12 protein-coding genes are annotated in these 11,775 nt (G+C 62.8%); 7 read left to right on the top strand and 5 right to left on the bottom strand.

Annotation, left to right across the window (positions count from 1 at the left end; all coding sequences use genetic code 11):
* Nucleotides 1-93 precede the first annotated feature (93 nt).
* Nucleotides 94-486 carry a GNAT family N-acetyltransferase gene (locus tag AC07O3_RS25640; protein ID WP_495340655.1) on the top strand — a complete coding sequence of 131 codons (393 nt, stop codon included), beginning with the start codon at nucleotides 94-96 and terminating at the stop codon, nucleotides 484-486.
* Between the two features lie 229 nt (nucleotides 487-715).
* On the opposite strand, the gene AC07O3_RS25645 is transcribed toward AC07O3_RS25640, so the two are convergent.
* Nucleotides 716-2,887 carry an FG-GAP repeat domain-containing protein gene (locus AC07O3_RS25645; protein WP_495340656.1) on the bottom strand — a complete coding sequence of 724 codons (2,172 nt, stop codon included), beginning with the start codon at nucleotides 2,885-2,887 and terminating at the stop codon, nucleotides 716-718.
* Between the two features lie 1,094 nt (nucleotides 2,888-3,981).
* On the opposite strand from AC07O3_RS25645, the gene AC07O3_RS25650 reads away from it, so the two are divergent.
* Nucleotides 3,982-4,449: a hypothetical protein gene (locus AC07O3_RS25650; protein ID WP_495340657.1), complete on the top strand. Its 468-nt coding sequence runs from the start codon at nucleotides 3,982-3,984 to the stop codon at nucleotides 4,447-4,449.
* 389 nt (nucleotides 4,450-4,838) lie between these two features.
* On the opposite strand, the gene AC07O3_RS25655 is transcribed toward AC07O3_RS25650, so the two are convergent.
* Complete coding sequence (locus AC07O3_RS25655) at nucleotides 4,839-5,477, bottom strand: acyltransferase family protein (RefSeq protein ID WP_495340658.1); 639 nt, start codon at nucleotides 5,475-5,477, stop codon at nucleotides 4,839-4,841.
* A 70-nt stretch (nucleotides 5,478-5,547) separates the two neighbouring features.
* Here AC07O3_RS25655 and AC07O3_RS25660 point away from each other — a divergent pair, with 70 nt between their 5' ends.
* Nucleotides 5,548-6,357 (top strand): putative bifunctional diguanylate cyclase/phosphodiesterase, encoded by an 810-nt coding sequence (locus tag AC07O3_RS25660; protein WP_495340659.1) that lies wholly within the window; start codon nucleotides 5,548-5,550, stop codon nucleotides 6,355-6,357.
* 257 nt (nucleotides 6,358-6,614) lie between these two features.
* Here the strand turns inward: AC07O3_RS25660 and AC07O3_RS25665 are convergent, their stop codons facing one another.
* Nucleotides 6,615-7,064, bottom strand: a complete 450-nt coding sequence (locus AC07O3_RS25665; protein WP_495340660.1) for a cupin domain-containing protein — start codon at nucleotides 7,062-7,064, stop codon at nucleotides 6,615-6,617.
* 316 nt (nucleotides 7,065-7,380) lie between these two features.
* Between AC07O3_RS25665 and AC07O3_RS25670 the strand changes: the two genes are divergently transcribed.
* The 3 genes from AC07O3_RS25670 to AC07O3_RS25680 all read left to right on the top strand — a co-directional run bounded on the left by AC07O3_RS25670 (nucleotide 7,381) and on the right by AC07O3_RS25680 (nucleotide 9,711).
* On the top strand, nucleotides 7,381-7,596 hold the full coding sequence (locus tag AC07O3_RS25670; RefSeq protein ID WP_495340661.1) for a transposase domain-containing protein: 216 nt from the start codon (nucleotides 7,381-7,383) through the stop codon (nucleotides 7,594-7,596).
* 336 nt (nucleotides 7,597-7,932) lie between these two features.
* The gene (locus AC07O3_RS25675) at nucleotides 7,933-8,829 is read left to right on the top strand and encodes a LysR family transcriptional regulator (protein WP_495340662.1); all 897 of its coding nucleotides are present in this window, start codon (nucleotides 7,933-7,935) and stop codon (nucleotides 8,827-8,829) included.
* Nucleotides 8,830-8,961: 132 nt separating this feature from the next.
* Nucleotides 8,962-9,711 (top strand): response regulator, encoded by a 750-nt coding sequence (locus AC07O3_RS25680; RefSeq protein ID WP_495340663.1) that lies wholly within the window; start codon nucleotides 8,962-8,964, stop codon nucleotides 9,709-9,711.
* A gap of 180 nt (nucleotides 9,712-9,891) precedes the next feature.
* Here the strand turns inward: AC07O3_RS25680 and AC07O3_RS25685 are convergent, their stop codons facing one another.
* Nucleotides 9,892-10,149, bottom strand: a complete 258-nt coding sequence (locus AC07O3_RS25685; protein ID WP_495340664.1) for an HPF/RaiA family ribosome-associated protein — start codon at nucleotides 10,147-10,149, stop codon at nucleotides 9,892-9,894.
* A gap of 256 nt (nucleotides 10,150-10,405) precedes the next feature.
* Here AC07O3_RS25685 and AC07O3_RS25690 point away from each other — a divergent pair, with 256 nt between their 5' ends.
* Nucleotides 10,406-10,939, top strand: coding sequence for a helix-turn-helix domain-containing protein (locus tag AC07O3_RS25690; RefSeq protein WP_495340751.1), 534 nt, complete (start codon nucleotides 10,406-10,408; stop codon nucleotides 10,937-10,939).
* A 426-nt stretch (nucleotides 10,940-11,365) separates the two neighbouring features.
* On the opposite strand, the gene AC07O3_RS25695 is transcribed toward AC07O3_RS25690, so the two are convergent.
* Nucleotides 11,366-11,725, bottom strand: coding sequence for a hypothetical protein (locus tag AC07O3_RS25695; RefSeq protein ID WP_495340665.1), 360 nt, complete (start codon nucleotides 11,723-11,725; stop codon nucleotides 11,366-11,368).
* Nucleotides 11,726-11,775 lie beyond the last annotated feature (50 nt).

An 11,775-nucleotide genomic window follows, 5' to 3' on the forward strand; every position in this document is an offset into this window, starting at 1 on the left:
GCCTTCATGGAAGGAACAGGTCCATACCCTCAAGAGGTTCGTATCGCAGGCCCCGCCATCGGGAAAATGCGCTGATTTTTGGAGACTTCGACGATGCTTGGCTGGCTGAAGAAGAAAAAGACAACCCCGCTCGCGGCGCCCGTGTTCAGAATTCAACTCGAATGGTTGAGCTTCCCGCCCGATTCGTTCGTGATGTGCGGCTATCTGGGCGAGACGTTGATTGCAAAGGCCAATGGCGAGATGGCAAGACACAAGGTCTTTCGACTGATCAGCATCAATGTCTTCGCTGGATATCGAAGCAAAGGCTACGGCAAGCAAATGATTGCGGACCTTCGGCTCGCCGCGCAAAGCAAGGCGGCCGTGAAGTTCGTTTTTGTCGGTGTCAGCGAATCCAATACGGAAGCTCGAAAGCTCTATACCAAGCTTGGCGCAGTGCCTACGCCACTCGTTGATGGCAAATTCGACTATGAGATAGCGCCGCCGTGAGCGCGGGGGGCCTGAGCCCGGCCCGCATCACTCCTGCCAACTGCAGAGGTGCGCTGTGGGCGACTCTCGCTGCACCGCCAAGGCTTGCCTGCACTGCTCGACCAAGCCCGCCAGGTGCAGGCCCATCCTGCTCCGCAGAACGAGCCGCGATCGCGATGTCGCCCTCGAACTTCCGCACCGCACGATCAATCGGCCCCGGACGAGCACGTGCCGGCGCCGTCCGCGGCCGCTATGCCGCCCGGGTGTCCGACGACGTTGCCCCGGCACCGGCGCCCTGCGCGGTACCGTAGGCGATCATCCCCAAGCTGCCGCCGTTGTCCCAGAACTGCAGCACCTCGGCGACCTTGCGGCCGTTGAAATTGCCCGACAGCCAACCCACCGCCTTGGGGCCCTCGTACAGGTCGTTGTTGGTCGACTGCACCACCAGGGAGTTGCCCGGACCACCGCCATAGACGACCGCAGCGAGCTGGCCGCCGTTGTTACGCAGCTGCACGATCTCGTCGCGTCCGTCGCCATTGAGATCGGCCACCTGCCAGGTGACGGCGTCCACGGCCTGGTCGAGATTGCCTCTCCACAGTCTCGCGAGGCCGTTGTCGCCATTGGTACCGTAGACGATGGCGAACGCCTTGCCGTTGTCGTTCCAGATCTGGATGACCTCGTCGCGCCCGTCGCCGTTGAGGTCGGCCACGCACCAGGCGACGGCGCCGTAGCCCTCGCCGAGATCGTCCTGGTGGCTGAGCTTGACGAACAGCTGGCTGCCGCTGGAGCCGTAGACGACGGCCCCGACATGGTCGTTGCTCTTGTTGTGCCAGAGCTGGACGATCTCCTGCTTGCCGTCGCCGCGCAGGTCGGCGACCAACCAGGCCAGGGCATCCGGCCCCTCGCCGAGATTGCTGCTGCCGGCATTCAGGTTCGCAAACCAATCGTCGCCGCTGGCGCCCCACACGATCGCCCCCACCCTGCCGTTGTCCCAGAACTGGACCACCTGGTCCGTGCCGTCCCCCCGCAGGTCGGCGACCGAAAAGTTCACGAAACCCCATCCCTGGCCCGTATCGGTGTGCTGCTGCAGGACCGTCAGATCCTGGCCACCATCCGAGCCGTAGACGATGACAGCGAGATGGCTGTGATCGCCCTTGTACAGTTGCAGCGCCTGTTCCTTGCCGCCGCTGCGCAGGCCGGCAGCGAGCCAGGCGATGGCGTTGTAGCCTTCCTGGGGCGCGTTGGGCGACATCCCGCCGGTGCGCCTGAAGCCCGACTGGCCGTCGGGGCTGAAGATCGTGGCGGCGACCTTCTTGCTGTTGCTCCAGAGATCGAGCACCACGTCCGAGCCCGAGCCGGAGAGGTCGAGCGCGAGGCGCGCCAGGGCATCGCTTGTGACCCCCATGTTGTCGCCCGCCCAGACTGCGAGCAGTTCGTTGCCAGCCATCGGGCCGCTGGCCGGCTTGATCCAGTACCGCGATCCCGGCCCCGTCGGCCCCTCTCCCACCGTCAGACTGCTCAGAAACGGCGAAGCGAAGAAGTTGATCGACTTGAGGTAGGCCCATTCCGCGCCCGACACGTTACCACCGGCCCAGTAGTTAGCGCTCTCGAGCGAGTTCGTCTGCTTCTGACCGAGATGCCCGGCGTACTTCGCCCAGAGCTGACCGTTCACCGGCTCGCCGTTCCAGTCGAGCCCGATCAGGACCAGGGGCGACTGCTGGGCCGGATTCCAGACCAGCGCGTCCGATGGCGTGGGGTCGGGCGCCAGCACGCTCACCACCTGCAGCGCCGCATAGTTGCCGTCGTCGACGACCGGGCACCCCTTGTGGTTGCCCGTGACCTGCTTCAGGGTGTTGGTCGACGAATGGCCATACATCGCGGGGTGCACGACGATACGGCCATCCTTCATCGGCACCTGTCCCGGCGGGAACCAGGTCTCGTCGCCATGGCGCTCATAGCAGACTTCCAGGAGGCGGTAACCGCCGCTCGCCGCTGGCACCAGCCGCACGGCAATGCGCTCCAGATCGCCCTGGTGCACGCCGTAGTTCCAGGTCACGGGGTCGAAGGGGTACGGCGCCGTCACCCAGAACGTCTGCCCGCCCTGATAGGCGTAGAGGAAGATGTAGTCGATCTCGATGCCGTCGTCGAATTCCTGCACCGCGTAGTACAGCGGCGTCCCGCCGGGATCGGTCTTCAGCGTGCCGGCGTACTGGCTCGGATCGATGATGACGTGGTTGCTGCCCTGCGGGTACTTGTACAGGTCCTGCTGCGTCGGGTTGTAGATGGTGGGGCCGCCATCGACCTGCAGCTTGCAGTTCTTGCCACCCAGCAGATATTCGATGCTGCACGGAAAGTAGGCTTCGTACTGGCTGAAGATAACGATCGGTGCGAATTGCTTAACAACATCAGCTGAAACTGTCATTTCGATCCTCCAAATTCAGATCTTGAAACCGATGGAAATTTCATAGCACTTTCATATCCAACGACGCGCGCATGGCATCCCTGCGAACACCAAGGTATCCCTCGGCGGAACCTCGTCGTTTGAACGTCCGTTGAGGCGCAGTTTTTCTGCCTTCCTTCTTCGGAAAGATGAATCTAGTCGACGCACAAGCCGTTCTGAAAATGATTAAAAATCCCGCAGTTCTTGGAAGCAGGCGAATCCATTACTTGCGGTGATGGCCCGTCTCTTGCGCGATGGGAAGCAGCGCAACTCAGGCTTTGCCGATGAGTTCTTTGGTACGCCCGAGACGTTGTCGCACCGCACGCATCACATTTCGGTTGACGCTTGATCGTGGGTTTTGCGGCGTGCTCCGGCATCGGCGGATTCGATGGTCAGTGCGCGCTTTTGCGCAGCGCCTGGACCGCTCGATGCAAGACGCCTTGCCCGGCTGATCTGCCCCCTCGCCGCGCCATTCGCGACGATGCAGTCCAAGGTTGCAAGTTCAAGGGGTTTCGGTGGCCGTTGAGGTGGAGCGAGTTGTGTCGCCGACGCGCTGGCGACACAACTCCATTCATCTCGGTTGCCGCAGAAATGGACCCATTCGAGGCATCTTGCGACGATAGCCATGGCCGGGAAGCCCATCCTGCCTGCTTTCGATGAACTGGAAATCGCTCAAGGCGACGGCGAACCCGTTGGACTGGCAAAAGAACGTGCTACGCGGCGGCTTGATCACTTGACCCCTCGTCGGATGAGGCGGGATGAGGCCAGCTTCGGAGACCTGATCCAGACGCCCCGGGAGGCTGCTGCGTTCCGCTTCGATGAAGGGCTGACGGTCTACCTGTCTACCTGCAATGGGAGGCCATCGACTGGTACCTTGCGGTCCTGCTCGAGGAGCTGCCGCTCGCGCAATCGGCCGGCGACTGCGAGGCCTTGCCGCCTTGGAACATCGAGTTGCTCGGCACGGACAGTCGGCGGCTTTGAAAAAGCGATGATTGCAACACTTGCGGAGTTGCGCTGCGATGATGCAGCACACCTCTCGTTCTCGCAGGAGCTGCAATCGTTCCGCCACCACCCTGTTGACCATGCTCACCAAGCCTTTGTGCGCCGCAGCGCTGTTCGCCTGTCTTCTGTTCCTGCTGGGTAGCGTCACACAATCCCCGGACCCATGTGCGGCCACGCAGGACTTTGTTTACCCCCTTGCCGCTCCTTTGCTGATCCTGGCGTCGATCGGATGGCTGGGGGTGTCCTGCTGGTGCCTGCCCTTTCACGGGCGCTGGCTAGGCCACCTCGCATGCGCCGTCCTGTATGCAGTCACCTCGATATTGCTGGCAGCCGGCCTCTTGATGGGGGCGTTGCTTGTCGTTCCGAGACATGAACACCTGATGCCGTTTCTGCTGGAACAGGATTGCTATGGTGATGCCACACCCTCAATGCTGGGCATGACCGTGGCGGGCGCGATCGCGATGTTTCTTGGATTGCTGAGCATCGACCGTGCGGTGTCGACTCTGCAAATCCGTCGTCGCAAGTCCGTCAGGGCGGATTGATACCAAGGCAGTCCGGACGTCGGTCGCGCCTGACGCCAGGGCTTGGTTGATTGGCGGTCTGCACTGGTTCTTCGTAAGCGTCCGCCGATGCCGCCTTGACCCAGTCGGGTACCCGGGACATCCTGCCAGGCGGCTGTCCGATGCATTGCCGCCGTTCGAGGACTCGGCGTGGGGCAGTGCTCGATCCATCGGCGAAGTCCGCGACCATGAACTCGCGGGTCCAAAGCGGCCACTCGTATCCGTATCAAGATCCCCGTCCGTGCCCGAACTATTGGGCAGCCGAGCCAGAGCGCATTGCGCGCAGCGCTCGACCGCCTCGCGGGCGCGACCAACGGATGGTCAAGTTACCTGGCCTCCAACAGCTTCGTCTTTTCAGGCCATGCGCGGGTTCAAAGGATTCGGCGGAGCAGGGGCAGCCTGCGCAACAGCAAAGCGCAGATCGCGAATGACGCGAACGCGCTCGCGCAGGTCAGCAACGCGAATTTGGCCAACGGTGGCCAGGCCAGCCCGGACATCAGGCGTGCGATCGCAATGACGATCGGCGGATGGAATACGTACACCCCGAAGGCATTGTCCGAAATAAAGCCGGCCAGCCTACCCTGTGCATCGAAGTACTTGCGGTAAACCACGAGCAGCCCAAACGACATGGCGATGCACGTGAAGGATTCCCAAAGGCAGAATGCCGCGCTCTGCCAATTCCAGACGCCGGAGAGACCGACGCCATGCCGCTGTGCATCGATCATGCGTCCCAACCATCCGACCAGTCCGACCGGCAGTACGATCGAAAGCCAGTGCACGCCACGTTGAAAGTCCAGTTTCTGCAACCAATCCCCCCGCGCTGCCATGAGGCCGCCGATGAAGAGCAGGATGTATTGCGAAAAATCCGCGAGGTGCATATTCAGCAACGAACCGGACTCGAGTGCTCGCACGACATAGGACAGCGCGGCCATGAGCACGGTAAATCGAACGAGATGGCCGGTTGAAGGCGGCGCGCTGCCAGCATCGGCGTCTCCCTGTTCGATGCCCACGGAGCCTCCATCGAGGAAGTGCTCAAGCAGGCCGATATCGCCATGTACCGCGCCAAGACGGACGGCGGCAATGCGCTGCGCTTCTTCGAGTCGGACATGCAGACCCGCATCACCGCGCGCCGCGCTGGAAAACGAGCTGCACTACCAGGGCCAGGTCACCAGCAGGAACCGGGTGGTGGGCGCGGAGGTGCTGGTGCGCTGGCACCATCCGGTGCGCGGGCTCCTGCTGCCTGGCCATTTCATCGATGTGGCGGAGGACACCGGGCTCATCATCCCGCTGGGTCTGTGGGTGCTGGAGACGGCCTGCAGGCAACTCACGGCCTGGCGCGGCGATCCGCTGCGGCGGCACCTCCAGCTGTCGGTCAACGTGAGCGCCCGGCAGTTCCGCGAGGGCGATTTCGTCGACCAGGTGAGCCTGGTGCTGGCGCGCACCGGCGCCGATCCGCGCAAGCTCAAGCTGGAGCTCACCGAGAGCCTTTTGCACGAGAAGGTGGCCGATGCCATCGGCAAGATGGAGGCACTGGCCGCACTAGGCATCCAGTTCTCCATGGAGGACTTCGGCACCGGCTACTCGTCGCTGTCCTACATGACCCAGCTGCCGCTGAGCCAGGTGAAGGTCGACAAGTTCTTCGTGCACCGCATCGGGCTCGATGCGAAGGTGGAGTCGATCATCCAGGCCATCATCGGCATGGCGCGCAACCTGGAACTGGAGATCGTGGCCGAAGGCGTCGAAACGCATGCGCAGCGCGACTTCCTTGTGCGCCACGGCTGCAACCTGTGCCAAGGCTACCTGTTCGGTGTGCCGCAGCCGCTGGAAAGCTACGAGCGCGAACTGGACAGGAAGCTTCAATCTTTGAATCCAGTGTTCCTCCCGCCATGAGCGGACGCCCGGCATGGCGAATGGATGCCTCCAGGGATCACCGGCTCCAATCACCCTTGTGCACCGCCCGGGCTCACCATCCGCGCGCCGCTCCTTCGCGGGTGGCCGCAGGCCTCGGCGTCTCCCCCTGGGAAGAGGTATTTGCCCGAGCTCTTCGCACTCTCACCGGATTCGCGGGACCGACACGATCAAGCCGGTGTTTCTCACCCCCTGCGCTTTTTGCTTGCCCGGCATCGAGAGCCATCGCAGACACGCCCCTACCCGGGGCGGAAGTGATTGCTGCCGTCGTAGGGCACGTACAGGCGGGACCACTCGTTACCGTCCAGGATCTCCCAGCTGTGACCCTCGCCCTGGGTGTCCTCGGCCAGCAGCACGGTGCCCGGTGCCAGGACGAATGTCGTGCCGTCACTGACCTTGAAGCGCAGCGTCCCCTTGAGCGGGATCACATACTGGTTGCGCGGTGCCGGATGGACGCCCTTTTGCCATTCCTCGAACACGCTGCTGAACCAGAAATTGCGGACATCGATCTTCTCGAGCGACGGCACCGTGCCGCGCTCGAAGGTCGAGCGACCGTCCGGCAGGCTGTAGAGGCGCACGGCCGGGATGCGACCGTCTTTCCTGGCTTCGCCGGCGGCATGGGACGGGGCCATTGCGGATGCCACCGACAGCACGGCCGCAGCCAGCGACATGGCGATCTTCATCCTCATGGGATCAGGTTCCTTCCAAAAAAACGAGGGGCACAAACGGAAGCGCGCAGCCCCCGATGAGCGGGCGGATTATCGGCCAGGTCCGCGGCATGCCGGGCGCCAGCGCCCGACTTTGCGCAAGAGCGTGCGCCGACGGAGTCGGCAGTTGGTGGAGTTCCAACGCGGCTCCGCCAAAAACGGTGCCCACGAACAGCCAGATGACTCCAACGGCGGACATGTGGACTCCGCTGAGGGGTCAGCGGCTGGCCGTCCCATCTTGAACGCTCGGACGCGTGCGGCCACGATCCTGTCCACGAAGGAATGAACCGACCCCGCCATGTTGGACATCGTTGAAGTTACGCCGACATTGCGGCGCCACGGCGCCCTTCACGCTCACGCGCAAGCCAATTCGATGCACTGGTTGGTGCTTGGGCTGCCCTGGCAGCGCCATGACCCACATGCTTACCTCAAGGATGTCTTGCAGCACTTGCCGACGCACATGGCTCGCCGCTTCGACGATCTCCTGCCCAACCGCTGGCAACCTGCAAACTGACTTCCACTGTCGGTCGGTTGCTTAAGACAGTGGACTCGATACGACAAGCCGAACAGCTTCGCCATCCCCGCAGAGCCCCTGCCAGCGCGCCACTCTTCGAGGATGTCGAGCGCAAGGTAGAAAGCCTGGTGGTTGAGAGCGTAGAGATGACCTAGGTTGAAGACCTCATCGGACTCCAGTGCCAGCACAAAGCTGGGCAAGAGTCTTCGCGTCCTCGCTGGTGGGGGCGTCGGCGATAAGCTTGCAAGCGGCCTTGACTGCACTCATGGTCGATACCTCTCTGCACCATCAGGCGCTACCCATGCTGATGCAGCAACTAGACCGCTTCCAGGCGAATTGCTATCAGCGACCATCAGCCGGCGCATTCAGCAACTCGAGGCGCACCTCGGTGCCCGGCTGATGCAGCGCTCCACCCGAAAACTGGCGTTGACGGACGCGGGCCGAATTCTTCGTGAGCGATGTGGCCCGGCGGTCCAGGAACTGATGAGTGCCGGCCAACAGCAGAAGACGGACTGCCAGGAACCGCGAGGCCTGGTGCGCGTGGCTGCACCAGCCAATTTTTTCAATTTCTTCCAGATGGAATGGATTGAAGCATTCCTCGTCGAGCATCCGCTGGTGAGGCTCGAGTTCGTGCTCAGCGACCTCCCAGCCGATCTGGTCGCCGAGCGGATCGACATCGCTTTCCGGGGCGGTACTTTGTCGGATTCGAGCTACGTGGTACGGAAGATCTTCACCAGCTATGGAGAGTTGCTTGCCAGTCCGAGCTATCTCGCGGCGCACGGGGCGCCGGCCACCCTGCAGGAACTGGCGAAGCACGAATGCGTGATTTCACCGCCGGACTCCGGCAACCGCGCCACCTGGCGCCTGCAGGGACCCGATGGTGCAGAGGTCGACGTCAAAGTAGGTGGCCGCTTCATCAGCGACTCCAAGGATGTGCTGCGACTGGCTGCCCGCGCCGGGCATGGAATCGCTGCCTTGCCATCGGTCTTGACCACGGCCGACGTGGCGTCAGGCAAGCTCGTCCCTGTTCTGCCGCAATACAGGCGGGCCGGTTGCGGTCTGAATGTTCTCTACACGAGCCGCCAACAGCTCCCGCAGGCGGTGTCGGCGTTCGCCGACATGGCGGTGAGCAAGCTCAGCCTGCTGGCGTGGGGCCCCAGCACCAGGATTTGGGCAGACACGCCGGACCGACCTCTGCAACGACCAGTTCAGACCCAAGAAGAGTTCATGTGAGCCGGCACAGAGTTGCCCTTCGTCTCCGCATGAGAGCAAGACGAGTTCGCAAAGAGCGATAGCGCGCAGGTCGCCGCGTGGAGTCGGCCAGAGAGGCTTGGCCACGCCTCCTATTCACGAAGGTTTGTTTTCATGACCACAGTCCAGAGTCGCGACGCGATCGCGGTCGCGGTCGCCGACAACGATTCGCACGTGCGGGAACTGCTTGGCGGCCATCTTTCGCAAGAAGGCTTCGACGTGTTCGAGGCCTCTGACGGCGCATCGCTTTCCGCGATCCTGCATCGGCGCGCCATTGCCCTCATCGTGCTTGGCCTGCAGTTGCCAGGCGAGGACGGCCTCTCCGTCTGTCGGCAGCTGCGTGCCGAAGGCTTCCGGACACCGATCATCATTCTCAGCGCAAAGGCGCAGGATGCCGATCGGATCGCAGGCTTGACGATGGGCGCCGACGACTATGTCTGCAAACCATTCAATCCACGGGAGCTGCGCGCCCGCATCCAGGCCATCCTGCGCAGAAGCTCTCCGAAGGAAGTGCCGGGCGGGCCTTCCATCGGGAACGAGGTGGTCCGATTCGGGCCGTTCGAGTTCAACATGGGCACGCGCATGCTTTGGAAAGACGGCCGGCTTCTGAGCATCACGACGACTCAGTTCGCGATATTCAAAGTACTGGCCCGCCATGCAGGACGGCCGATCTCGCGGGAAAGACTGGCTCAGGTGGCACGTGGCCGCGAGCATGGCGCTTTCGAGCGGGGTCTGGATGTGCAGGTCTCGCGCATTCGAAAGCTCCTGGAGGACGGACCGTTTTCGTACATACAAACGGTCTGGGGTGTGGGATACATGTTCGAGCCCAGTGGCAGGGGTGATGCAATCCGCTACCGCCAATGAGCGCGATGCACCATCTCCAAGCTTGCGCTGCAGGCACTGCTGCCCTGCGCCCAATACCCTTGCAACGGTCCTGGTCGCCGGTGAAAAGCTCAAGCACCGGGTTCGGGCTGGCTCGCAAGCGGCGACAGCAAACGCAGCCGATGGATCTGCGAATCAGGAGCGGTTACCCCACGGGGATCGTCACGACTCCATTCCAAGCACGTGCCGACGCGGTCTGCGAACCGCGGTTGCGCGGCACCCCGCGCGCAGCACATGCCGGGCCGCGCGTGCGAGGGCCTCGTCGAGCACCGTACGCCAGTCCCTGGCCACCGACGAGACCACCACCGGACCTGCGCCATCCATGCGCAGCTCGATCTGGCAGCGCTTGTCCACCCGGCGCTCGACGGTCTCGTGCATGGCGGCAGCTGCGGGATGACGGCTCTTGAAAAATATCTGCATCAGCGTTCTCCTTTGTTGAAGTACGCACCATAGCCCCCGCATCCGGCCAGACACAGCAGCTTTTTCCTGACCGTCGCATCTGCAAAACCTGTGGCGTGGCTTCTGTTCCCCGACCGAGAGATTGTTCGGTTCTACCGATGCACGCATCACAAAAAACTGCTTCTTGCATCGCTCGCCTGGCCGCACATTCAAGGTCATCCCAGCCACCAGGAAATCCTGCGCACATCGTGCGTCGATTGCCGGACTGCGTCGCCAGGTGCGCGCCCTCGAGAAAGAACTGCGCCGTGTCGCGAAGACAACGACACGCTCTGCCGCATCATCAGATCCGGCCGATGAAGCCTCAGCCGGCACGAAGCGCCGATTCAGCGCGACCAGGTTGGCGGCACATCGCGCAAAGCTCGGGCTGTCCGCAGCGAGCTATGGGCAGCTGGTTGGCGTGTCCGGGCAGACGATCTACCACTGGGAACAGGGCAAGACACGTCCGCGGGCCGCGCAGCTCGAAAGTCTCGCGACGGTGCGAGACCACGTGACATCGCGGAGCGCTTCGCCACGCGATAGCGTTGCCCCGCAGCAGCCGCAACATTACGAGCTGCGCCAGCGCACTACAAGCGTTCCACACGTTCCGGCCATGCTCGATGTCGGCAGCGGGGCCTGGCGGACTGCGCTGCATCACCCTCGACCACGACTGCGATCTGCCGTGGCCGGAGACAGACCCCACACGCAAGCAGGTGCCGCTGTCTTTCTTCGGCTTCGAGGTTGCCCCGCCTCTCGCTCTTGCGTCGCCGTTTGAAGACCCACTCCCGTTGGTTTGCAGCGCCGAGGCTTCGCGAGCCCTCTGTCGATGGCGGTCTCGTGCGCAGGAACTTCGGGTTGATGCCCTGCACTGTGGCCCAGGTCAACAGATCCTTGTCTCCAAAATTGGAGGCGAATAACCAGCAGAGGTCAAAACGCCGCGACCAGCCAGACCAACTCCGGCAGCCGCGCCAGGCCCGTCTTGTTGCGGATGGTCTGAATCTGCGAGCGCATCGAATCCATCAAGACTCCTCGTGCATCTGCACGCACTGGAGACGACAGGCTGTCGATGCAAGGCATGTTTTGCTACCCGGGTGACGCAATAGAGAGCGTTTGGCGCGGACGCTGAAGGCTTTCTGTCGCTCGCAACTCGACTTCGTGCGCGGCGAACTTCCGGCCAATCGCAACGGCCTCGCGTTCCGCATCAGCCTCTGGAAGACGCGAGTTGCGTGGCGCGCAGGATCTCCGCGAGCTGCTTGGCGGCGTGGGAAAAGAAAGAAGCGCGGGGCGCGGGCATTGCCGACGATCCCGTCGGCAGGCCGAGCGTCGCCTCTCCCGCCATCGGCAGCGGCCGCTGGCCATCTCGGTTCGTCGATATGGCGAAGAAGCAGCAGGGCATCCATGAAGCTGCGCTCTTCGAAGCCAGGGAGATTGCACCGAAAAATGGGAGGGTGAATCTCACCCGCCAAACCAATAAATGCGAACAAATGTGAACGATTTCGCGCTTGTTGATGGAATCATCCTGCACCGAACATTGGCGAACTTTTGTTTCGTGAATTTGCAATTGGTTGCATTAGAGTCCGCCCCCGGCCCGAGATGCATACAGCACCGGCC

The sequence above is a fragment of the Variovorax sp. GW821-FHT09D05 genome (assembly GCF_059416325.1).